We start from the raw sequence: 21,402 nt of genomic DNA, 5'->3' as shown, positions 1-21,402 counted from the left end.
TCCCGAGTCTAGTTCCGGCCCGCTGTGCGGCGCCTCCATCGAAGGATGGTGCGGCCCTCGAGCTCACGCCCGCGGGAGGTCGTCCCCGCGCGCCGCATCGGCGTGGCGCCGGATGGCGCGGCCGGCCCGGCGGTCCCGCCACTCCCGTTCCTCCGCGCTGTCGAGCCGGCTGGTGCCGCGCCGCGGCAGGTTCAGGCGCTGCTCGGCGGCGATGCCCGCCTGGAGCTGACGTGCCCGTTCGAGCTCGGCGTTGAACTCGGCGCCGAGCAGCAGCGCGGAGTTCGAGATCCACAGCCAGAGCAGGAAGACGATGATGCCGGCGAGCGAGCCGTACGTCCGGTCGTAGTTCGAGAAGTTCGCGACGTAGAGGGCGAAGCCGCCCGAGGCGATGACGAGCAGGGCGATGGCGAGCAGCGCGCCGAGGCTGATCCAGCGGAACCTCGGCTGCCGCACGTTCGGCGTGGCCTGGTACAGGAGCGCGACGACGAGCACGACCACCAGCGCGAGCAGCGGCCACTTCGCGATCTCCCACACGGCGCGGAGGGTCTCCCCGACGCCGAGCAGCGACCCGAGCGCGTCGGTCACCGGACTCGACACCACGAGGATCACGGCGACGATCGCGACGAGCACGATCGCGGCCACCGTGATGAGCAGCTGGTAGGGGCGGAGCTTCCAGAACGGCCGTCCCTCCTCGACCTCGTAGATGCGGTTCATCGCCCGGGTGAACGCCGCGACGTAGCCGGACGCGGACCAGAGCGCGATCAGGAGGCCCGTGGCGAATCCCAACCCGGCGGCCCGCGACCCGGCGAAGTTCCTGAGCGGCTCCGCGACCACGTCGAGCGCGGGGCCCGGTGCGACCTCCTCGGCGAGGTCGAGCAGCTCGCCGATGGCCCGGCCGTCCTGGCCGACGAGCGCGAGCAGCGAGGTGACGGCGAGCAGCCCGGGGAACAGCGCGAGCATGCCCCAGTACGTCAGGGCCGATGCGGTGTCCACACACTCGTCGTCCATGAACTCGCGGACCGTCCGCCTCGCGACGTACTTCCAGGCGCGCGGCGTGATCTCGGTGAGCGTGTCGGGCTTGCGCGGGTCACGTGGGTCGACGGGCTCCATGGCACCTCCTCGGCGGCGTGGACGAGTGGTCCATCCTTCCCGGCCCGGTGGTTCGACGCGAGGGGGTGGCGGGGCGGCGCAGTCGATGCTCAGTCCCGGTCGGCGTCCTTCCCGTGCGACTCCCGGATCCGGCGTCCGAGCTCGATGTCCTCGCGTTCCGTCGCCTCGGCCTTGTCGATCTTCCGGGTGTCGCGGGGCGGAAGCTGGATCCGCTCCTCCGCGGGGATGCCGGCCTGCAGCTCCCGGCCGCGCTCGAGCTCGGCGTCGAACTCGGCGCCGAGGAGCAGGGCGTTGTTGGCGATCCAGAGCCACAGCAGGAAGACGATGATGCCCGCGAGCGAGCCGTACGTCCGGTCGTAGTTCGAGAAGTTCGCGACGTAGAGGGCGAAGCCCGCCGACGCGATGACGAGCAGCAGGATGGCGACGAGGGCGCCGAGGCTGATCCAGCGGAACTTCGGCTGCTTCGCGTTCGGGGTGGCGTGGTAGAGCAGGGCGACGATGAGGATCACGATGACGGCGAGCAGCGGCCACTTGGCCACGGCCCACACCACGCGCACCGCTTCACCGAGCCCGAGCGCCGAGCCGATGGCCTCGGTCACCGGACCGGAGACGACGAGGATGACCGCGACGAGCGCGACGAGGATCACCGCGGCGATCGTCACGCCGAGCTGGATCGGCCGCAGCTTCCAGAACGGGCGCCCCTCCTCGATCTCGTAGATCCGGTTCATCGCTCGGGCGAACGCCCCGACGTAGCCCGACGCCGACCACAACGCGATCACGAGTCCCGTGACGAAGCCGAGACCCGCCGCGGGCGAGTCCGCGAAGTTCCGCAGCGGCTCGCTGAGCACCTGCAGGACCTCCGGCGGAGCGACCTGCTCGAGCACGTCGAGCAGGGCCCCGATCGCCTCCCCGCCCTGCCCCACGAGGGCGAGGAGGGAGGTGAGCGCGAGCAGCCCGGGGAAGATCGCGAGCACGCCGTAGTAGGTGAGTGCGGCGGCGCTGTCCTGGCACTCGTCGTCGACGAACTCGCGCAGCGTCTTGCGCAGCACGTACTTCCACGACCGCTTCGACACCTCCGGCGGCGAGTCGGGCTTGCGCGCATCCTCCGGATCCGGAGCGATGCGGTCGTCGTGGACGGCGCGTTCGGTCATGGTCCCCCCCTCCGCGCCGGCCCGGACCGGTCGCCGCTCCATCCTGAGCGACGACCGGCCACGAGCGGGAGGGACTGGCGCCGGCCGCCCGGGGAACCTATGCTGCGGCCCTGATCAGGCCGCGGCGCGCCCCTGCGCGGTCACGTGCCCGACGAGCTCCGCGAGGAACCGGTCCGGCTCCTCGAGCAGCGGCGAGTGGCCGGATGCCTCGAACACCGCCTCGCGGTACCTTCCGCCGCGCTCGGCGTAGCGATCGAGGACCGCGCGCGTCTGCGCGATCATCGGCTGCGGCGGCGCGACCTCGGCGCCCGGCCAGCCCGGGATCACGCCGAGCGCGCCGAGCTGGTTGAGGTCGAACAACGACGTGTCGGACACGATCACGTCGTTCGCGCCTCGGATCCACAGGATCGGCGGCTTGGACGGGAGGTCGACGATGCCGCTCACGTCGAAGTGGACGGGCGCCATGGTGTTGAGCACGCCGCGGTCGCCCGGCGCGAAGCCGGGCCAGTTCTCCGACGGCCGCGAGTCGCCCGGGTAGTTGCCCTCGCCGATCGCGGTGGTCAGCATCGACTCGACCCAGCGGTCGTCGTGCTCCGAGGTGAAGCCCGGGTTGACGTACGTGCCGAGGTAGACCGAGCGCGGCGACGCCGGCGCGTCGGCGGTCCGATCGCCGTCCTGCAGGCGGGCGACGAAGTCGGGGTTCGCTCCCCCGCCGCCCGAGCCCGCGGCATCCGTCGTGAGCAGCGCGCCCGAGGCATCCGTCGCCCCGAAGCCGTAGGGCGAGACGGGGTTCACGAGCGTGACGGATGCCACGGACGGCTCGTGCTCGATGAGCGCCTGGAGCACGACCCCGCCGCCCATGCTCCAGCCGACGAGGTGCACGTCGGCGAGGCCGAGTCCGGCGATCACGGAGGCGAGGTCCTCGGCGAAGTCGCCGAGGCCGCGCGTCGCGTCGACGGGCAGGGTCTCGCTGCCGCCGAAGCCCCGGAGGTCGAGGGCGAGCGCGCGCACGTCGGCGGGCAGGGCGAGCATCGTCGGCTGCCAGAACAGCGACGACGAGACGTTGCCGTGCACGAAGAGCACGGTGTGCGCGACGCCCGTCGCGGGATCCGCGGGGCGTTCGAGCACCTGAGCGGTGTACCGCGGCGTGGTCACCGAGTGCGCGGTGATGCCGGGGAGGATCGTCTCGGTCATGCGAGCACCTGCACCGAGCTCGTGTCGAGGGCGGGCTCGGTCTTCGCCACGACCTCGTCGACGGTGACGCCGGGCGCGACCTCGACGAGCTTCAGCCCGTCGGGCGTGACGTCGATGACCGCGAGGTCGGTGATGATCCGGTCGACGACGCCCCTGCCCGTGAGCGGCAGCGAGCACGAGTCGACGATCTTCGGCGAGCCGTCCTTCGCGACGTGCTCCATGAGCACGATGCGCTTCCGAGCGCCGTGCACGAGGTCCATCGCACCGCCGGGGCCCTTGACCATCTTGCCGGGGATCATCCAGTTGGCCAGGTCGCCGTCCTTCGACACCTGCATGGCGCCGAGGATCGCCGCGTCGACCTTGCCGCCGCGGATCATGCCGAAGCTCGTCGCCGAGTCGAAGTACGCCGCGCCCGGCAGCACCGTCACCGTCTCCTTGCCGGCGTTGATGAGGTCGGGATCGACCTGGTCCTCGGTCGGGTACGGACCGACGCCGAGGATGCCGTTCTCCGACTGCAGCACGACGGTGACCCCGTCGGGCACGTAGTTCGGCACGAGCGTCGGCAGGCCGATGCCGAGGTTCACGTAGGAGCCGTCGGCGAGTTCCTTCGCCGCGCGTTCGGCCATCTCGAGTCTGGTGAGCGCCATGGTCAGTTCCCCTCCGTCGTCTCGCCGGCCTGGCGGACGGTGCGTCGTTCGATCCGCTTCTCCACGTCGCGCCCGACCTCGACGACGCGGTCGACGAAGATGCCGGGCAGGTGCACGGCGTCCGGGTCGATCTCGCCGGGTTCGACGAGTTCCTCGACCTCGGCGATGCAGATGCGTCCGGCCATCGCGGCGAGCGGCGAGAAGTTGCGCGCCGACTTGTCGAACACGAGGTTGCCGTGCCGGTCGCCCCGCAGCGCGTGCACGAGCGCGAAGTCGGTCGTGATGGCCTCCTCGAGCACGAACTCGTGCTCCTCGCCGCGCACCGTGAAGGTCTGCACCGGCTTCGGCTTCGACGCGACCGCGATCGACCCGTCGGCGGCGTACTTCTGGGGCAGACCGCCCTCGGCGACCTGCGTCCCGACGCCGGTCTGCGTGAAGAAGCCGGCGATGCCCGCGCCGCCGGCGCGGAGCTTCTCGGCGAGCGTGCCCTGGGGGGTCAGCTCGAGCTCGAGCTCGCCCGAGAGGTACTGCCGCTCGAACTCCTTGTTCTCGCCCACGTACGACGAGGTCATCTTCCGGATGAGGCCCGCCCCGAGCAGCACGCCCAGGCCCCAGTCGTCGACGCCGCAGTTGTTCGAGACGACCGAGAGATCGCCGACGCGGCGCTCCAGGAGGGCGTCGATGAGCACCATGGGGATGCCGCAGAGCCCGAAGCCGCCGACGGCGAGCGACGCGCCGTCAGGGATGTCGGCGACGGCCTCGGCGGCCGATCCGACGGTCTTGTCCAATGTCATCGTGTGACCTCCTTGTCAGCGACGGTTCGCGTCAGCGATGCCCGACGGATGCCGCGGCGTCCGCCTCGGCGAGCCGCGGCGCGAGCACCGCGGCGACCTGCGCGGCCCCCGCATCCGTCATGACGATCGTGTAGTGGTTGAGCCCCGCGACCTCGGTGACGCGGAGCGCCGGCATCCGTTCTGCGAACGCCGCCACCCGCTCGCGAGGGTACAGGGCTTCGGGCTGGTCGAGGAGTCCGCGCTCGGCGCGGAGGAAGTCGACCGGTGCGGGAAGCGCGAGGAGGTCCTCGACGTAGCCGTCGCTGCCGTCGAGCTCGAGTACGTTCTGGCCGACCGCCTCGGCGACCGACGACGAGCGCAGCTCGGGCTCGGTGCCGACGAGGTCGTAGGCGACGTAGTCGGCGACCCGCTCGTCCCAGGAGGGGCCGATCGCGGGGTGCGCCTTCCAGAAGTCGGCGTACGCGTCGCCGTCGGCGAAGCGCATCTCGAGCCGCGCGATCGCGGGACCGAGCACGGCCGCGGCCACCTCGTCTGGCGCCAGGCCCTCCGGGTGCGGGATCGGCATCCCGCCGTCGACGAGCACGACGCCCGCGACGCGGTCGGGATGCGCCGCCGCGAGGCGCACCGTCACGAACGCGCCCATCGAATGGCCCACGACGAACGCGCGGTCGATGCCGAGCGCGTCGAGGAGGCGCACCTGGTCGTCGGCGTGGTCGCGGAGCGACCACGGGCCCGGGAGGTCGGCCGAGCGGCCGCGACCCCGAAGGTCGGGCGCCACGATCCGGCGTCCCGGCAGCGCGTCGGCGACGTGGTGCCAGGCCCGGTGGCTCGCGGTGATGCCGTGGACGGCGAGGACCGGCGTGCCCGGGGCATCCGCTCGCCACTGGCCGCCGGCGAGGTCGCCGCCGCGGACCGGAGCCGAGCACGGCACCGGGGTCGTGAAGCGCGCGCCGGTCATCGGGCGCTCCATCCGCCGTCCATGGTGTAGCTCGCGCCGGTCACCATGCGGGCGTCGTCGCTCGCCAGCCAGCGCACGAGGCTCGCGACCTCGGCGGGCTCGACGAGCCGCTTGATCGCGGACTCGGTGAGCATGACCTTCTCGACGACGTCGGACTCGGGGATGCCGTGCACGGTCGCCTGGTCGGCGATCTGCTTCTCCACGAGCGGCGTGCGCACGTAGCCCGGGTTCACGCAGTTCGACGTGACGCCGTGCGGGCCGCCCTCGAGCGCGGTGACCTTCGAGAGCCCCTCGAGGCCGTGCTTGGCCGCGACGTACGCCGACTTGAACGGCGAGGCGCGGAGCCCGTGCACGCTCGACAGGTTGATCACCCGGCCCCAGCCGCGCTCGTACATACCCGGCAGGGCGGCGCGGATGAGCAGGAACGGCGCCTCGAGCATGATCCGCAGGATCAGCGAGAAGCGCTCGGGCTCGAACTGCTCGATCGGTCGCACGTGCTGGATGCCGGCGTTGTTGACCAGGATGTCGGCCTCGAGCGTGAGGTCGGCGAGCGCGGCCGTGTCGCCGAGGTCGACCTGCCAGGCCTCGCCGCCGATGCGCTCGGCCGCCGCGGTCGCCGCCTCGCCGTTGAGGTCGGCGATCGTCACGTGCGCGCCCGCCGCCGCGAACGCCTCCGCGCACGCGAGGCCGATGCCGCTCGCTCCCCCGGTGACGATGGCGCGCCGTCCGGCCAGTGCCGTCGGTCCGGCGGATGCCGTCGATCCGGCGGATGCCGTCGATCCGGCCGATGCCGTCGATCCGGCCGATGCCGTCATGAGTCCTCCCCTTCGCTCCGGCCGTCGCCCCGTCCGAGGGCGCCGCCGATGAATCGCATCATCTCGTCGAGCACGTGCTCGGGCACCGCGGCGGTCCCCGACGCGGTCGGATCCGCATCGTCGCCGGCTCCTCCCTCGCCGTCGCCCCAGAGCACCCAGCGCATGCCGATCATCTCGCCGATGCCCATCAGCGCCCACGCGGCGACGGTCGGGTCGATGTCCGAGATCTCGCCGTCCTCCTGCGCCTGCTTCAGGCCGTCGATGTAGCCCTCGACGATGCGCGTGTAGTGCAGGCGCAGTGCGCCCGGCGAGACGAACTCGGCCTCGCGGATGACCCGGTAGAGCGCCGGGTGCTCGGCCGTGAAGCGGAAGAACGCGGCGAAGCCCTCGCGTTCGGCCTCGAGGCGAGTCCGCGCCCCGGCGGCGCCCTCGCTCATCGCCTGGCGCACGCGGTGGTTGAGGTCCTCGACGAGCTCGTCGAAGACGTCGAGCTTGGAGTCGAAGTACAGGTAGAACGTGCCCTGGCCGACTCCGGCCCGCTCGGTGATGCGCGAAACGGATGCCTCGGTGTAGCCGTGATCGGCGAAGACGTGCTCGGCGGCCTCGAGGAGCTTCCTGCGGGTCTGCTCGCCGCGGGCGGTGCGGGGGGCGGCGCTCATGCGCGGGCCCCGTCCGACTCGGCGCGGGCGCCGGCCTCCGCCTCGCGCAGCCGCGCGGCCCGTTCCGCGAGCACGCGCCGGAGCGTCTTCGCCGCCGTGGAGCGCGGGATCTCGTCGATGAAGCGGATGTCGCGCGGGACCTTGTAGCCCGCGAGCGAGGATCGTGCGAACTCCGCGAGCTCGGCGGCATCCGTGATCGCACCCGGCCGGAGGACCACCCAGGCCGAGCCGGCCTCGCCCCACCGGTCGTCGGGCACGCCTACCACCGCGACGTCGGCGACCGCGGGATGCGCGATGAGCACCGACTCGACCTCGGCGGGCGAGACGCCTTCGCCGCCCGAGATGTAGACGTCGGTCAGGCGGTCGACGATCGTGAAGTAGCCGTCGGCGTCGCGGCGCACGAGGTCGCCCGTGTGCAGGCGCCCGTCGCGGAGCGCGGTCGCGGTGGCATCCGGGTCCCGGAAGTAGCCCGCGAAGACGCCCGGCCCGGAGACCAGCAGCTCGCCCTCCGCGGCGCCCTCGAGCAGTTCGCCCGTCGCCGGATCGGCGACGGCGACGTCGACGTGGGCGTACGGCAGGCCGGCCGAGCCGACGCGCTCGCGCGCCTCGCGGTCCGGCAGGCAGAGCACGTTCGGCGATGCCTCGGTGAGCCCGTAGCCCTGCGTGAGCGCCACGCCGCGCGCGTGCCAGGTTCGCAGCAGCGCCGGCGGCATGGGGGCGCCGCCCACGACCGCGTGGCCCAGGCTCGAGAGGTCGGTGTGCGCGAAGTCGGGGTGCTGGGCGAGGAACAGGTAGTTCGCCGGGACGCCCATCATGGTCGTGATGCCGCGCTCGGCGACGAGCCGCAGCACGCGGCCCGGGTCGAACGTGCGCTCGAGGACCACCGTGGCACCGGACCACCACGCGAGCAGCGGCTGGATGTTCCACCCGCCGACGTGGAACTGCGGCATCACGGCGAGCACCACGTCGTGCTCGGCGATCGCGATGGTCTTCGACAGCGACAGGTTCGTCCAGAAGCAGTTGGCGTGGGTGAGCATCGCGCCCTTGGGCCGCGAGGTCGTGCCCGACGTGAACACGATGAGGAGCACGTCGTCGTCGCGGACCTCGGTGCGCGTCTCGGGGGCCTCGCTGCGCGCCCCCGGGTGCGGCACGCGCTGCTCGACCCCGTGCGCGCCCAGCGCGGCGACCGGGATGCGGCGGGCGAGCCGGCCGAGCGTGGCGCGGGACAGCGTCTGGAACTCGTCCTCCACGAGGAGGAGCACCGGATCGGCGATCTCGAGCTGCTCGGAGAGCTCGCGGGGCGACAGCCGCCACGACAACGGAACGAGCACCAGGCCCGCCTTGGCGCACGCGAAGAACAGCACGACGTGGTCGGCGCTGTTGCCGGTGATCGTCGCGATCCGGTCGCCGATCGCATAGCCCACCGCCCGGAACGCGGCGGCGAGCCGCTCGGCGCGCTCGTCGAGCTCGCGGTAGGTCAGCGCCACCCCGCGGTCGTCGACCGCGACGGCGTCGGGGCCGGTGCGTGCGCGGTCCGAGGTCCAGCGCCCCAGCGTGCAGGGCCCGTCAGGCATCGACGGCCTCCTCCGGTTCGATGGACCGGTCCTGCCGGCGACCCGTGGCGATGCGCGCCGGCAGTCCGGCGATGCCCCCCGGGAGGAACAGCACCACGAGCACGAACAGGGTGCCCAGGATGAACAGCGGCTCGGACAGCGGAATCCGGAGGACGTCGGGCAGGGCGGCGATCGCGTCCGACCCGGCGAGCGCCGTCAGGCGCTGGTCGAGCAGTGTGTAGACGATACCGCCCACGATCGCGCCCCAGCGCGCGCCCGCACCGCCGAGCACGACGATCACGAGCAGCGTCAGCGTGAAGTCGGCCGTCGCGATGCGCGGCGCGGCCCCCGACTGCAGGAGGAGGTACCCCATGCCCGCCACGGAGGCCAGCACCGAGGCGGCGATGAAGACGAGGAGCTTGACGTCGTACGGCCGGATGCCGATGACGCGCACGCGGAGCTCGTTCTCGCGGATCGCCTCCGCGACGTGCCCCGCTCGGCTCCGCTCGACCCACAGCACGATCAGGTAGACGAGCACGAGGATGCCGAGCGCGACCCAGTAGAGGTTGCGCGTGTCGACCACGCCGACGAGCTCGGGCGGCACGTGCGCGGTGTCGAGCGCGAGTCCCTCGTCGCCGCCCGTCGCGCTGCCCGGGTTGCGGCGGATCAGCACCGACCCGGCCTGGGCGAAGGCGAGCGTCACCATCGCGAACGAGATGCCGGTCACCCGGAGCGCGAGCGCCCCCACGGTCGCGGCGAGCACGAAGCCGAGCACGAGCGTGACGGCGATCGCGACCGTGAAGACGAGCGCGCTCGGCCACTCGGCCGGCCCGAAGGCCTCGAGGGTCATGGCGAGCCCGTACGCACCGGCGGCGAAGAACAGCGCGTGGCCGAACGAGAGCAGGCCGGCGAGGCCGAACATCATCCGGTAGGTGAGGGCGAGCGCGGCGATGAGCAGCGCGAAGGCGAGCAGCTGCAGCGTGCCGGGCGTGTAGGTCGGGCCGGGGAGCACGCCCGGGATGTCGATCGCGAGGAGCGGCAGGACGGCGAGGGCGACGACGAGCAGGATGCCGCCGATCAGCAGGCGGAGCGACTTGGCGGTCATGCGGCCTTCCCCATGAGTCCACGCGGGCGGATGAGCAGCACGGCGGCGAGGAGCACGACGACCACGAGGTCGCCGGTGCCGCCGAGGTAGAAGTTGGCGAACTGCTGCAGCACGGCGACGAGCACCGAGGCGATCGCGGCGCCCGTGAGCGAGCCGAGCCCGCCGATGACCGTCACGATGAACGCGAAGATGAGCAGCACCGAGCCGAGGTGCGCCGAGACGTACCCGTAGTAGACGGAGGCGAGGACCCCGCCGAGCCCGGCGGCGGCGCCGCCGATCGCGAAGACGAGCGTGAACGAGCGGCGCACGTCGATGCCGAGCGCGGTCACCATGTGGCGGTTCTCGACGCCGGCGCGGATGATGAGGCCGTACCGGGTCTTCCGCAGGAAGAGCACGATCCCGCCGAGCACGAGCGCCGCGCACGCGATGAGCACGAACCGGTCGTTCGGGATCCGCGCGCCGAGGATCTCGGTGGTCTGCGTGAGCCACGCGGGCCGGTCGGTGTAGATGGGGTCGGTGCCCCAGATGCCCTCGAACAGCGCGACCGCGGCGAGCGAGATGCCGACCGTGACGAGCGCCTGCTCGATGTGGCGTTCGTAGAGCCGGCGGATGATGAGCACCTCCGTGAGGACCGCGACGGTCGCGCCGACGAGGATCCCGACGAGCGCGGAGATCGCGAGGCCCGTCCAGGTGCCGTCGGAGATCCGGCGCCCGGCCTCCCAGCCGAGGAACGCGGCGATCGTGAGGAACGCGCCGTGCGCGAAGTTGAGCACGCCCATCAGGCCGTAGATGAGCGAGAGTCCGCTCGCGACGAGGAAGTAGAGGGCGCCGAGGCCGAGGCCGGTGACGACCAGCAGGATCAGGGTGTCCATCAGGCGGCCTCCCGCTCGTCGTGCACGCCGAGGAAGCGCTGCACGCGGTCGTGGTCGTCGAGGAGCTCCTCGGCCGAGCCGGTGAAAACGACGCGGCCGCTGCTCAGCACGACGACGCGCTCGGCGAGCCGGCGGACGACGAGCAGGTTCTGCTCGACGAGGAGGATCGGCGCGGTGCGGGCGGCCTCGGCGAGCGCGTCGGCGACCTCGTCGACGATCCGGGGCGCGAGCCCCTTGGTCGGCTCGTCGACGAGCAGCAGCCGGTTCTCGTTCACGAGGGCCCGCGCGAGCGAGACCATCTGCTGCTGGCCGCCCGAGAGGGTGCCCGCGCGCTGCTCGCGCCGGGCCTCGAGGTCGGGGAAGAGGGATGCCACGAGCTCGCGCCTGGGCGCCCGGTCGCGCTCCGCGAGCCGCAGGTTCTCGGCCACGGTGAGCGACCCGAAGACCTCGCGGTCCTCGGGGACGTACGCGACCCCGCGCTGCACGATCCGGTGCGTCGGCATCCGGTCGATGCGCTCGCCCGCCAGGCGGATCTCGCCCGTGCGGTCGATGAGCCCGAGGACCGACTTGATGGTCGACGTCTTGCCGACGCCGTTCCGGCCGAGGAGCGCGGTCACGCCGGTCGCCGGGACGTCGAACGAGACGTCCTCGACGACCTGCTGGCCGCCGATGCGGCCGGTCACGTTGCGGACGCTCAGGATGGGCTCGCCGGCGACGGGCGCGCTCATGCGGCGGTCCCGAGGTAGGCGGACTGGACGGTGGGGTTCGCCATGACGGCCTCCGGGGAATCTGCGGCGAGGAGCTCGCCGTGGTGCATGACGGCGACCCGGTCGGCGAGGCCGAGGACGACGTCCATGTGGTGCTCGACCATGAGCACGGTCCGCCCGCCGCGATGGAGCCCGCGGATCACCTCGGTGAGCGCCGGGACGTCGGCCGAGCCGACGCCCGCCATGGGCTCGTCCAGGAGGATCACGCGGGGCTCCATCGCGATGAGCATCGCGATCTCGACCTTGCGCTTCTCGCCGTGCGAGAGCCCCGAGGCGCCGGCGTCCGCCCGATGGGCCATGCCGACCTCCTCGAGGGCCGCGAGGGAGCGCCGGGTCGCGGCATCCGTGCGCCTGGGGGTTCGGAACACGGATGCCGCGCGGCCCTCGCGGGCCTGGGCGGCCAGCCGCACGTTCTCGAGGACGTCGAGCGCCGGGAAGAGGCTCGACGTCTGGAACGTGCGACCGAGGCCGGCCGCAGCGCGACGGTGCACGGGCTGTGCCGTCACGTCGGCGCCCGCGAGGCGGACGACGCCATCGGTCGGGCGGAGGACGCCGGAGACGACGTTGAAGAGCGTCGTCTTGCCGGCGCCGTTCGGGCCGATGACGCCGAGCATCTCGCCCTCGGGCACCGCGAGCGACACGTCCTTCAGGAGGTGCGCGCCGCCGATGCGCAGGGTGACGTGCTCGAGTTCGAGCGCCGCGTGGTCGGTCATGGTCGCGTGCTTTCCGTTGCTGGTCGGTTCGGGTCGGACGGCGGCGCTCAGCCGGCGACCGGCGGGGCGACGGTCTCCGCGTCGACGGTCTCGATGAGCTCGGGAGCCCAGCCGTCGGCGCCCTCGACGAGCTTGACCTGGTACATCGGCTGGATGAGCGCGTGGTCCTCCTCGCGGACGGTGACCTCGCCCTTCACCGACTCGAAGGTCCAGCCCTCGAGCGCGTCGATCATGGCGTCGACGTCGTCGCCGCCCTCGCGGACCGCCTGCACGATCATCTGCGCGGCCACGAAGCCGTCGACCGAGAACAGGTCGGGCACGGCGCCGGCCTCGTCGAGTGCGGAGATCATCTCGTCCTCGATCTCGGTGCCCGCGGCGCCGCCGAAGTAGTGGTTGAGGAATGAGATGTCGGCCGAGGCGTCGCCGTAGGCCTGGTAGGTGGCGACATCGCCGAGGCCGGTGACCACGGGGGCGGCGTCGAAGACACCCTGCTGCTGCAGCGCGGTCCACATCGCACCCGAGGAAGCGCCCGCCCAGGCGACGAAGATCAGGTCGGGCTGCGCGTCGAGCAGCTGCTGCGCGAACGGGGTGAACTCGGTCGCGTCCTCGGCGACGAGCACGCCCTGCACCTCGGCGCCCTGGCCGCCGAGCACGGCCTCGACGCCGGCGAGGTTGCCCTGGCCGAACGCGGTGTCCTGGGCGAAGACGACGACCTTCTTGCCGTCGGGGTCGCCGATGAAGGTTCCGGCGGTCGCGACGTCCTGGTAGGTCTGGCGGCCCGAGCGGAAGGTGTAGTCGTTGACGCCGGTGATCGCGTCGGCCGCGGCGGGACCGGAGATGTAGAGGATCTCGTTCTGCTCGGCCTGCTCGGCGAGCGAGGTCGCGATGCCCGAGACGACGGTGCCCGCGAGCACCTTCGTGCCCTGGCCGATGAGGTCCTTGGCCTTGGCCACCGCCGTGTCGGGGTTGCCCTGGTCGTCCTCCCAGGTGATCTCGAGCTCGCGGCCGTCGACCTCGCCGGTGCCGTCGGTCGCGTAGTCGAGGCCGGCCTCGAAGCCGGCGGTGTAGGCCTCGCCGTAAGCGGCGAGCGGCCCGGTCTGGGACGTGATCATGCCGACCGCGACGGGAGCGGCGTCCGCGCCGTCCGCGTCGCCTCCCCCGGAGGTGGTCGGTGCGCAGCCGGACAGGGTGATCGCCGCGGCGGCGACGAGCGCCGGCGCGAGGTACTTCGGTGTAACTCGCATGCTGTGAGCCTCTCTGAGTGACGACGGTGTCGGGGGCGAACCTGACAGGTGGTTCAGGTCTCAGGAACGTACACTAGAGTCGATCGCGCACGATGCGCAACCCGAAACGGTGCCCCACCCCGTGCACCGACCAGAGACGAAGGAGTCCCACCGTCATGAGCTTCCCCGACGTCGTCATCGTCGCCGGCGCACGCACGCCGTTCGGCCGCATCGCCGGCAACCTCGGCAGCCGGACCGCCGTCGAGCTCGGCACCGTCGCCATCCGCGGCGCCCTCGAGAAGGCGGGGGTCTCCCCCGACGACGTCGACGCCGTGATCATGGGCCAGGTCCTGCAGGCCGGGGCCGGTCAGAACCCCGCCAAGCAGTCCGCCGTCGCCGCGGGCATCCCCTGGCGCGTGCCCGCGATCACGCTCAACAAGGTGTGCCTCTCGGGTCTCGTCGCCGTGACGGATGCCGCGCGGCTGATCCGGCTCGGCGAGGCCGAGGTCGTCGTCGCCGGCGGCCAGGAGTCGATGACCAACGCGCCGCACGTGCTGCCCGGAAGCCGGACGGGGCACCTCTACGGCAGCATCGAGCTGCTCGACGTCACCGCGCACGACGGGCTCACCGACGCGTTCGACCACGAGTCGATGGGCGCCTCGACCGAGCGCTTCAACGAGCGGTACGGCCTCGGCCGCGCCGAGCAGGACGAGATCGCCGCGGCGTCGCACGTCCGCGCCGGCCGGGCGCAGGCCGAGGGGCTCTTCGACGACGAGATCGTGCCGGTCGAGATCCCCCAGCGCAAGGGCGACCCCGTCGTCGTCTCGACCGACGAGGGCGTCCGTCCCGACTCCACACCCGAGACGCTCGGCCGGCTCCGCCCCGCGTTCGTCGAGGGCGGCGCCATCACCGCGGGCAACTCCTCGCCCATCTCCGACGGCGCCGCGGCGGTCGTCGTCGCGAGCCGGGGATGGGCCGAGGAGCGCGGCCTGCCGTGGCTCGCGCTCGTCGGGGCATCCGGTCAGGTCGCGGGGCCCGACAACTCGCTGCACTCGCAGCCCTCCAACGCCATCGCCGCGGCGCTCGATCGCGCCGGCTGGCAGGCGGGCGACCTCGACGTCGTCGAGATCAACGAGGCGTTCGCGGCGGTGTCCCTGCAGTCCATGAAGGACCTCTCGCTCGACGCCGAGAAGGTCAACATCCACGGCGGCGCGATCGCGCTCGGCCACCCGATCGGCGCCTCCGGCGCCCGCCTCGCGCTGCACGCCGCGCGCGAGCTCGCGCAGCGCGGCGGCGGCAGGGCCGCGGTCGCCCTCTGCGGCGGCGGCGGCCAGGGCGAGGCGCTGCTGCTCTCGCGCTGAGACGCGACCGGCGTCGACGGGCCCGTGCTGTGGTGGAATGGCCCCACGGCACGGGCCTCGTCCGTCTTCGGGGCGCCGGGTGAGGAGGCGCCGATGAGCGAGACGACGACGGATGCCGCGGGCGGCCCCGCGCACGCACCGGCACGCCTCGACCACCGGCTGCGCCGGATGACGGGCCGCGACCCCGACGAGCCCCACCGCAGCGCCACGCCGCTGGAGCTGTTCTTCGACCTCGTCTTCGTCGCCGCGTTCAGCGCGGCCGGGAGCCAGACCGCGCACCTGCTCGAGCTCGGCCACTTCGCCGCGGCCACCGCGGGCTTCGTGTTCGCGATCTTCGCGATCGCGTGGGCGTGGATCAACTTCACCTGGCTCGCCTCGGCGTACGACAACGACGACGTCTTCTTCCGCATCGCGACCATGGTCGTGATGATCGGCGTCATCGTCCTCGCGCTCGGCCTGCCGCAGGCGTTCCACTCCATCGACGAGGGCGGCGAGCTCGAGAACGGCGTGGTCGTGACCGGCTACGTGATCATGCGCGTCGCGGTCGTGGCGCTCTGGCTGCGCGCCGCCCGGCACGATCCGCCGCGACGGCGCACCGCGCTGACCTACGCGGTGCTCGTCTCGACCGCCCAGGTGGGCTGGATCCTGCTGCTGCTCGCCAACCCGCCGCTCGCGACGACCTTCGTGGCCTGGGGCGCGCTCGTCGCGTTCGAGATGGCGGGCCCGATGATCGCCGAACGCGTCGGAAACCCCACCCCGTGGCATCCGCACCACGTCGCCGAGCGGTACGGCCTGCTCGTCATCATCACGCTCGGCGAGATCGTGCTCGGCACCATCCTCGCGATCAGCGCCGTCGTCGAGGAGCAGGGCTGGGACGTCGAGGCCGTGCTCGTCACCGTCGGCGGCACGATGCTCGCGTTCGGCCTCTGGTGGGTCTACTTCATCATGCCGTCGGGGGCGGTGCTCGCGCGGCACCGCGAGCGCGGGTTCCGATGGGGTTACGGCCACCTCGTGATCTTCGGCTCCCTCGCCGCGACCGGGGCGGGCCTGCACGTCGCGGCCTACGTCATCGAGGGCGAGGCGCACATCGACGACACGATCGCGTTGCTCACGGTCGTGATCCCCGTCGCGGTGTTCTCGACGGCGCTGTTCACGATCTACACCGCGCTGCTCCAGGAGTTCGACCCGTTCCACATCCTGCTCTTCGTCGGCAGCCTGATCCCTCTCGTCGGTGCGGTCATGGCGGTCGCCGCCGGGGCGAGCATCGGCACGGGCATCGTGATCACCTCGCTCTCGCCGATCGTGGTCGTCGTCGGCTACGAGACGATCGGCCACCGGCACCAGGCCGCGGCGCTGTCCCGGGCGCTCGCCTGAGTTCCGCGCGGGGGGATCCGCCGTTCGGCGCGCCTCAGAGCACGCTGATGGGCTTGACGATGTCGGCGTAGATCAGCAGTGCGCTCATGCCGCCGAGGACGATCACCATCGCGAACGTGAGCGGCATGAGCTTGGCGAGGTCGACGGGACCGGGGTCGGGCCGGTTCCGCAGCTTCGCCCAGCCGCGTCGGATCGCCTCCCACAGCGCACCCGCGATGTGCCCGCCGTCGAGCGGCAGCAGCGGGATCAGGTTGAAGACGAAGAGCGCCACGTTGAGCGAGGCGAGGATGCCGACCAGGCCCGCGGCACGCGAGGCGACGGGCACCTCGTCGAGGCTGGTGATCTCGCCCGCGATGCGGCCGACGCCGACGACCGAGATCGGCCCATTGGGGTCGCGCTCCTCGGGGCCGAACGCCGCGTTCGCGACATCCACCAGGCGCTGCGGAAGGTTCACGATGATGCCGGCGACCGCCTGCACGTTCTCGCCGACCATCGGCAGCACGGCCGTGACGGGCTGGCGCACGGTCTCGGTCGCCGGCCCGATGCCGACGAAGCCGACCTCGTCGGTGAGGGGTTCGCCCGCGGCATCCGTCACCACCTGCCCCTGCTCATCGACCACGTAGCGCTCGGTGAGCAGCGGCGTCACGGCGAGCGTGACCTCCTCGCCGTCGCGAAGCACGACGACCGCGATCTCGTCGCCGGGGTGCTCGCGGATGATCGCGGTGGACTCGTTCCAGGTCTCGATGGGCTCGCCCTCGATCGCCACGATCGTGTCGCCCGGCTGGACGCCCGCCTCCGCTCCGGGCGCGGCGGGGTCGCCGGCCTCGCAGGTCTGGCGCTCGCTCGTCGCGGGCAGCGCGCACTCCGAGACGGATCCGATCGTGGTCGACGGCTGGGAGACGCCGAAGCCCATCAGCAGCACACCGAACAGCACGATCGCGAGCACGAGGTTCATGAACGGCCCGCCGAACATGACGATGATCCGCTTCCACACGGGAAGGCGGTAGAAGGCGCGGTGCTCGTCGCCGGGCGTGATGGACTCGGCGCTCGAGTCGCGCGCGTCCTGCACGAGCGAGCGGAAGAAGCCCGTGCTGTCCTCCTTGGCGTGGCCGTCCCTGCCTGGCGGGAACATGCCGATCATCGCGATGTAGCCGCCGAGCGGGATCGCCTTGACGCCGTACTCGGTCTCGCCCTTCCGCTTCGACCAGACCGTGGGCCCGAAGCCGATCATGTACTGCGTGACCTTGACGCCGAACAGCTTCGCGGGCACGAGGTGCCCGATCTCGTGCAGGCCGATCGAGACGGCGAGGCCGACGACGATGATGGCGACGCCGATCACGAACAGGAGCACGGATTCCACCCCGTCATCGTAGGGGCGATGCCTTGGTGCGCGCTGTCCGCCGACTGTGAGCGGATGCCGCGGGGCTGCGTCCGTCCGACGGCGCCCGTCCTACGGCGCCCGTCTCACGCCCGCGCGATGCGCAGGTCGGCCGCGCGCCGTGCGACCCGCTCGGCCTCCGCGAGCGACTCCACCGTGAGCGCGCCCGAGGGCGCCTCGTGCGCGTCGACGACCGCACGCACGGTGTCGACGATCTCGGTGAACCCGATGCGGCCGGCGTGGAACGCCGCGACCGCCTGCTCGTTCGCGGCGTTGAACACCGCGGGGTACTCGCCGCCGGCGCGGCCGACCTGCTTGGCGAGCTTGACCGCGGGGAACGCCGCCTCGTCGAGCGGTTCGAAGGTCCACTGCTGCGCGCTCGTCCAGTCGAGGGGCTTCCCGGCCGCGGCGACGCGATTCGGCCAGTCGAGGCCGAGCGAGATCGGCAGGCGCATGTCGGGCGGCGACGCCTGCGCGATCGTCGAACCGTCGACGAACTCGACCATCGAGTGCACGATCGACTGCGGGTGCACGACGACGTCGATCCGGTCGTAGTCGACGTCGAAGAGCAGGTGCGCCTCGATCACCTCGAGCCCCTTGTTCACGAGGGTCGCCGAGTTCGTCGTGACGACGAGTCCCATGTCCCACGTGGGGTGTGCAAGCGCGTCCGCCGGCGTGACGTCGGCGAGTTCCTCGCGTCGTCGACCCCGGAACGGACCGCCCGATGCGGTGAGCACCAGGCGGCGCACCTCGTCGTGCGTGCCGGACCGCATCGCCTGCGCGATCGCCGAGTGCTCGGAGTCGACCGGCACGATCTGCCCGGGCGAAGCGAGCCGGGTGACGAGGTCGCCGCCCACGATGAGCGACTCCTTGTTGGCCAGAGCGAGCGTCATGCCGCGCTCGAGCGTCGCGATCGTCGGGCCGAGCCCGACCGAACCGGTGATGCCGTTCAGCACCACGTCGGCGCCGACGCTCCGGACGAGCTGCACGGCCTCGTCGATGCCGACCGCCGTGGACTCGACCCCGAACTCCTCGGCCTGCCGCTCGAGCTCCGCACGGTTCGATCCGACCGCGAGGCCCACGACGTCGAACCGGCGCGGGTTGGCCCGGATGACGTCGAGCGCCTGCGTGCCGATGGAACCGGTGGACCCGAGGATGATGACGCTGCGCACACGGCCACTCTAGGCCGCGCGCTCAGCGCCGCGGCAGCAGTGCCACGGATGCCGCGACGCGGCCGGGCACGGCGACATCCCTGATCCGCACGGCCTCCCACCGCGACCCGAGCTCGGGGATGCTGCGCGTGACCCGCGCCTCGCCGTGGTCGTCGCCGGGCATGCTGACGGCGATCCGCGAGGGCTCGAGCACCTCGAGGTGTCCGAGGGCGCGCAGCAGCGCGGCCTTGCGCGCCCAGAGTTGTGCACGCACGAGTGCGCGCGCGGACGGATCGAGTTCGTCGAGCCGTTCGCGTTCCTCGGGGTGCAGGGCCGCGGCGTCCAGCGTCGGCGCGGGCTCCGCCGTGGCGGCCTCGACGCCGACGCCGAGTGGATGCCTGACGCCGACCGCGGCGACGACCACGCCGGCGTCGGTCGCGGCGTCGGCGTACCAGGGCGCGCCGGACGGGCTGGTGGGGTACCGAACGACCGGGCTGCCGTGGCGCACGCCGCAGACCGGGCACGCGTGGTCGAGCTCGACGTCGTCGGCCGGCACGCCGGCCGACGCCGCGAGGTGGGCCCGCAGCACCGTGTCGACCCCCGCGCCGCGCCGGACTCCGGGGGCGACCATGACGCGCACCCCGGTCCCGTCGAACTCGACGACGTCGGCGGATGCGATGTCCATGCGCCCATGATGGCGCACTCGCGGCCCCCGACCCGAGCCGCCGCAATATTCCGGGGCTCGCATACGGGCTGACGTAGCGTCGGAGAGTGAGTGAGATCGAGGCCGACGCCGTCCCCGCCCCGCGGTCGAAGCCCGGACCCGTGTACGGACTCGTCCGGGGCGTCCTGCGACCGCTCGTCCGCCTGATCTACCGGCCGACCATCACGGGCGCCGAGCACGTGCCGCGGACCGGACCGGTCATCCTCGCCTCGAACCACCTCTCGTTCGTCGACAGCATCGTCATCCCGCTCGCCGCCCCGCGGCCGGTGCAGTTCCTCGCGAAGTCGCACTACTTCACCGGGACGGGCGTGAAGGGATGGCTCTCCCGCACGTTCTTCACCGCCATCGGGGCCGTGAGCGTCGAGCGGGGTGCGGGCGCGCAGGCGCAGGCCGCCCTCGACCAGGGCCGCCGGATCCTCGAGTCGGGCAGCGCCTTCGCGCTGTACCCGGAGGGCACCCGTTCGCTCGACGGCCGGCTCTACCGGGGCCGTACCGGCATCGCCTGGCTCGCCCTGACGACGGGCGCGGTCGTCGTCCCGGTCGGCCTCGTCGGCACCCAGGAGATCCAGCCGGTCGGGTCCTCGGTCCCCCGGATCCGCCCGGTCACCGTGCGCTTCGGCGAAGCGCTCGACCTGAGCCGCCACGGAGCGGCGACCTCCGGCCGCGCCCGGCGGGCCGCGACCGACGAGATCATGGCGGCGATCCACGCACTCACGGGGCAGGAGCTCGCGAACGAGTACAACGAAGCACCCCCGCAGGGCACCCTCGCGAAGATCGCCGATCGCGTCGCGCCGCGCGAACGGGTCTGACGCGACGCTCCGGCGGCGGCACGGCACGTCACGGAACGGCGCGCCGGGTCCACGTCGTTCCCAGCCGTGCGTCGGCGGGCCCCGGTATCGTCGGGTCGATGAGGACGACCTCCCCGGCGTGGATCGCCGCACTGGCGGCATCCGCGGCGCTGCTGCTGGCCGGCTGCGTGCCGACCCCCGGCATCGAGCGCGACCCCACCTCCGCCGACCGGCGGATCCCCTCGACGGAGCGCTTCGATCCCGGCTTCATCGTGAGCGACGAGGCGTTCTACGACTCCGCCGCGATGACCGTGCGCGACATCCAGATCTTCCTCGAGGCACGCGAGTGCCGCCCGGCCGACGGCGTGCCGTGCCTGGCCGACTACACCGAGGACGTCGAGCCGGTGCCCGCCGCCGGCCCGCGGCACTGCACGGCCCTGCGCGGCGGCGAGTCCCTCGCCGCCAGCCGGATCATCAGCGACGTGGCCGCGGCCTGCGGCGTGAGCCCGAGGGCGCTCCTGGTGCTCCTGCAGAAGGAGCAGTCGCTCCTCACGCGTCCGACCGCGCGCGGCTACGAGCGCGCCACCGGGTACGGCTGCCCCGACACCGCCGACTGCGACGCGCGCTACTTCGGCTTCGTCAACCAGGTGTACCGCGCGGCGTGGCAGTTCCGGCAGTACACGGCCGAGCCCGAGCGGACGTTCATGGTCGGGACGGTCGAGGTCGGCTTCCACCCGGATGCCGCCTGTGGCGCGTCGACGGTCCGCATCCGGAACCAGGCGACCGCGAACCTCTACAACTACACGCCGTACCAACCCAACGAGAGCGTGCTCGCCGACCCCTCGGGCGGTGATGACTGCTCCGCCTACGGCAACCTCAACTTCTGGCGCATCTGGCATCGCTGGTTCGGCGATCCGCAGGAGGAGCGCCTGCCCGCGTACTTCCCGCCGTGCTCGCGACTGGTCGGGGGCTACCCCTGCCCGGCGCCGGCGCCGCCCGGATCGGCGCTCGCCCCGGCGCAGGGGCTGCCCTGACCGGCTGACGACCCGGCGTGCCCGGGCGGGG

Annotated in this window: 21 protein-coding genes; 4 read left to right on the top strand and 17 right to left on the bottom strand. The window is 72.5% G+C overall.

The features are described 5' to 3' along the window. Positions 1-63 precede the first annotated feature (63 nt). The 14 genes from ACQ393_RS07145 to ACQ393_RS07080 all read right to left on the bottom strand — a co-directional run bounded on the left by ACQ393_RS07145 (position 64) and on the right by ACQ393_RS07080 (position 13,582). Positions 64-1,110 (bottom strand): YihY/virulence factor BrkB family protein, encoded by a 1,047-nt coding sequence (locus tag ACQ393_RS07145; RefSeq protein ID WP_430646134.1) that lies wholly within the window; start codon positions 1,108-1,110, stop codon positions 64-66. Positions 1,111-1,199: 89 nt separating this feature from the next. Further along, entirely contained in the window at positions 1,200-2,261 is a 1,062-nt protein-coding gene (locus tag ACQ393_RS07140; RefSeq protein ID WP_430646133.1) for a YihY/virulence factor BrkB family protein, read from the bottom strand. Positions 2,262-2,375: 114 nt separating this feature from the next. Continuing rightward, positions 2,376-3,455, bottom strand: coding sequence for an alpha/beta hydrolase (locus tag ACQ393_RS07135; RefSeq protein WP_430646132.1), 1,080 nt, complete (start codon positions 3,453-3,455; stop codon positions 2,376-2,378). Then, positions 3,452-4,102, bottom strand: a complete 651-nt coding sequence (locus tag ACQ393_RS07130; protein WP_430646131.1) for a CoA transferase subunit B — start codon at positions 4,100-4,102, stop codon at positions 3,452-3,454. The genes ACQ393_RS07135 and ACQ393_RS07130 overlap by 4 nt, the downstream gene beginning before the upstream one ends. A 2-nt stretch (positions 4,103-4,104) precedes the next feature. Next, on the bottom strand, positions 4,105-4,896 hold the full coding sequence (locus tag ACQ393_RS07125; protein ID WP_430646130.1) for a CoA transferase subunit A: 792 nt from the start codon (positions 4,894-4,896) through the stop codon (positions 4,105-4,107). Positions 4,897-4,927: 31 nt separating this feature from the next. Then, positions 4,928-5,854: an alpha/beta hydrolase gene (locus tag ACQ393_RS07120; protein WP_430646129.1), complete on the bottom strand. Its 927-nt coding sequence runs from the start codon at positions 5,852-5,854 to the stop codon at positions 4,928-4,930. Then, positions 5,851-6,669, bottom strand: coding sequence for a 3-hydroxybutyrate dehydrogenase (locus ACQ393_RS07115; protein ID WP_430646128.1), 819 nt, complete (start codon positions 6,667-6,669; stop codon positions 5,851-5,853). The genes ACQ393_RS07120 and ACQ393_RS07115 overlap by 4 nt, the downstream gene beginning before the upstream one ends. Then, positions 6,666-7,328, bottom strand: a complete 663-nt coding sequence (locus ACQ393_RS07110) for a TetR/AcrR family transcriptional regulator (protein WP_430646127.1) — start codon at positions 7,326-7,328, stop codon at positions 6,666-6,668. Before ACQ393_RS07110 ends, ACQ393_RS07115 begins: the two co-directional genes overlap by 4 nt. Continuing rightward, positions 7,325-8,902, bottom strand: coding sequence for a class I adenylate-forming enzyme family protein (locus ACQ393_RS07105; protein WP_430646126.1), 1,578 nt, complete (start codon positions 8,900-8,902; stop codon positions 7,325-7,327). The genes ACQ393_RS07110 and ACQ393_RS07105 overlap by 4 nt, the downstream gene beginning before the upstream one ends. Further along, the gene (locus tag ACQ393_RS07100; RefSeq protein WP_430646125.1) at positions 8,895-9,986 is read right to left on the bottom strand and encodes a branched-chain amino acid ABC transporter permease; all 1,092 of its coding nucleotides are present in this window, start codon (positions 9,984-9,986) and stop codon (positions 8,895-8,897) included. The genes ACQ393_RS07105 and ACQ393_RS07100 overlap by 8 nt, the downstream gene beginning before the upstream one ends. Further along, complete coding sequence (locus ACQ393_RS07095; RefSeq protein ID WP_430646124.1) at positions 9,983-10,858, bottom strand: branched-chain amino acid ABC transporter permease; 876 nt, start codon at positions 10,856-10,858, stop codon at positions 9,983-9,985. The genes ACQ393_RS07100 and ACQ393_RS07095 overlap by 4 nt, the downstream gene beginning before the upstream one ends. Continuing rightward, positions 10,858-11,586: an ABC transporter ATP-binding protein gene (locus tag ACQ393_RS07090; protein WP_430646123.1), complete on the bottom strand. Its 729-nt coding sequence runs from the start codon at positions 11,584-11,586 to the stop codon at positions 10,858-10,860. The genes ACQ393_RS07095 and ACQ393_RS07090 overlap by 1 nt, the downstream gene beginning before the upstream one ends. Next, positions 11,583-12,338 carry an ABC transporter ATP-binding protein gene (locus tag ACQ393_RS07085; RefSeq protein WP_430646122.1) on the bottom strand — a complete coding sequence of 252 codons (756 nt, stop codon included), beginning with the start codon at positions 12,336-12,338 and terminating at the stop codon, positions 11,583-11,585. Before ACQ393_RS07085 ends, ACQ393_RS07090 begins: the two co-directional genes overlap by 4 nt. Positions 12,339-12,385: 47 nt before the next feature. Beyond that, a complete protein-coding gene (locus tag ACQ393_RS07080) occupies positions 12,386-13,582 on the bottom strand; it encodes a substrate-binding domain-containing protein (protein WP_430646121.1) in 1,197 nt (398 codons plus the stop codon). A gap of 155 nt (positions 13,583-13,737) precedes the next feature. Between ACQ393_RS07080 and ACQ393_RS07075 the strand changes: the two genes are divergently transcribed. Further along, complete coding sequence (locus ACQ393_RS07075; protein ID WP_430646120.1) at positions 13,738-14,922, top strand: acetyl-CoA C-acetyltransferase; 1,185 nt, start codon at positions 13,738-13,740, stop codon at positions 14,920-14,922. Positions 14,923-15,015: 93 nt separating this feature from the next. Beyond that, the gene (locus tag ACQ393_RS07070) at positions 15,016-16,296 is read left to right on the top strand and encodes a low temperature requirement protein A (RefSeq protein WP_430646119.1); all 1,281 of its coding nucleotides are present in this window, start codon (positions 15,016-15,018) and stop codon (positions 16,294-16,296) included. 34 nt (positions 16,297-16,330) lie between these two features. On the opposite strand, the gene ACQ393_RS07065 is transcribed toward ACQ393_RS07070, so the two are convergent. The 3 genes from ACQ393_RS07065 to ACQ393_RS07055 form a co-directional block, all read right to left on the bottom strand. Continuing rightward, entirely contained in the window at positions 16,331-17,656 is a 1,326-nt protein-coding gene (locus ACQ393_RS07065) for a M50 family metallopeptidase (protein ID WP_430646118.1), read from the bottom strand. 104 nt (positions 17,657-17,760) lie between these two features. Further along, positions 17,761-18,846: a 1-deoxy-D-xylulose-5-phosphate reductoisomerase gene (dxr, locus tag ACQ393_RS07060; protein ID WP_430646117.1), complete on the bottom strand. Its 1,086-nt coding sequence runs from the start codon at positions 18,844-18,846 to the stop codon at positions 17,761-17,763. Positions 18,847-18,868: 22 nt separating this feature from the next. Further along, positions 18,869-19,510, bottom strand: coding sequence for a hypothetical protein (locus ACQ393_RS07055; protein WP_430646116.1), 642 nt, complete (start codon positions 19,508-19,510; stop codon positions 18,869-18,871). Between the two features lie 86 nt (positions 19,511-19,596). On the opposite strand from ACQ393_RS07055, the gene ACQ393_RS07050 reads away from it, so the two are divergent. Continuing rightward, on the top strand, positions 19,597-20,358 hold the full coding sequence (locus tag ACQ393_RS07050) for a lysophospholipid acyltransferase family protein (RefSeq protein WP_430646115.1): 762 nt from the start codon (positions 19,597-19,599) through the stop codon (positions 20,356-20,358). Between the two features lie 98 nt (positions 20,359-20,456). Next, complete coding sequence (locus ACQ393_RS07045) at positions 20,457-21,371, top strand: hypothetical protein (RefSeq protein WP_430646114.1); 915 nt, start codon at positions 20,457-20,459, stop codon at positions 21,369-21,371. Positions 21,372-21,402 lie beyond the last annotated feature (31 nt).

It is taken from the genome of Agromyces sp. GXS1127 (genome assembly GCF_050565425.1).
Classification (GTDB): Bacteria; Actinomycetota; Actinomycetes; order Actinomycetales; family Microbacteriaceae; genus Agromyces.
Note: the sequence above shows the minus strand (reverse complement) of the source record. Positions and strands in the feature narration are given on the sequence as shown.

Coding starts and splice junctions, on each gene's coding strand:
- ACQ393_RS07145 (WP_430646134.1), bottom strand. CDS start 1,110: ATGGAGCCCGTCGACCCACGTGACCCGCGCAAGCCCGACACGCTCACC.
- ACQ393_RS07140 (WP_430646133.1), bottom strand. CDS start 2,261: ATGACCGAACGCGCCGTCCACGACGACCGCATCGCTCCGGATCCGGAG.
- ACQ393_RS07135 (WP_430646132.1), bottom strand. CDS start 3,455: ATGACCGAGACGATCCTCCCCGGCATCACCGCGCACTCGGTGACCACG.
- ACQ393_RS07130 (WP_430646131.1), bottom strand. CDS start 4,102: ATGGCGCTCACCAGACTCGAGATGGCCGAACGCGCGGCGAAGGAACTC.
- ACQ393_RS07125 (WP_430646130.1), bottom strand. CDS start 4,896: ATGACATTGGACAAGACCGTCGGATCGGCCGCCGAGGCCGTCGCCGAC.
- ACQ393_RS07120 (WP_430646129.1), bottom strand. CDS start 5,854: ATGACCGGCGCGCGCTTCACGACCCCGGTGCCGTGCTCGGCTCCGGTC.
- ACQ393_RS07115 (WP_430646128.1), bottom strand. CDS start 6,669: ATGACGGCATCGGCCGGATCGACGGCATCGGCCGGATCGACGGCATCC.
- ACQ393_RS07110 (WP_430646127.1), bottom strand. CDS start 7,328: ATGAGCGCCGCCCCCCGCACCGCCCGCGGCGAGCAGACCCGCAGGAAG.
- ACQ393_RS07105 (WP_430646126.1), bottom strand. CDS start 8,902: ATGCCTGACGGGCCCTGCACGCTGGGGCGCTGGACCTCGGACCGCGCA.
- ACQ393_RS07100 (WP_430646125.1), bottom strand. CDS start 9,986: ATGACCGCCAAGTCGCTCCGCCTGCTGATCGGCGGCATCCTGCTCGTC.
- ACQ393_RS07095 (WP_430646124.1), bottom strand. CDS start 10,858: ATGGACACCCTGATCCTGCTGGTCGTCACCGGCCTCGGCCTCGGCGCC.
- ACQ393_RS07090 (WP_430646123.1), bottom strand. CDS start 11,586: ATGAGCGCGCCCGTCGCCGGCGAGCCCATCCTGAGCGTCCGCAACGTG.
- ACQ393_RS07085 (WP_430646122.1), bottom strand. CDS start 12,338: ATGACCGACCACGCGGCGCTCGAACTCGAGCACGTCACCCTGCGCATC.
- ACQ393_RS07080 (WP_430646121.1), bottom strand. CDS start 13,582: ATGCGAGTTACACCGAAGTACCTCGCGCCGGCGCTCGTCGCCGCCGCG.
- ACQ393_RS07075 (WP_430646120.1), top strand. CDS start 13,738: ATGAGCTTCCCCGACGTCGTCATCGTCGCCGGCGCACGCACGCCGTTC.
- ACQ393_RS07070 (WP_430646119.1), top strand. CDS start 15,016: ATGAGCGAGACGACGACGGATGCCGCGGGCGGCCCCGCGCACGCACCG.
- ACQ393_RS07055 (WP_430646116.1), bottom strand. CDS start 19,510: ATGGACATCGCATCCGCCGACGTCGTCGAGTTCGACGGGACCGGGGTG.
- ACQ393_RS07045 (WP_430646114.1), top strand. CDS start 20,457: ATGAGGACGACCTCCCCGGCGTGGATCGCCGCACTGGCGGCATCCGCG.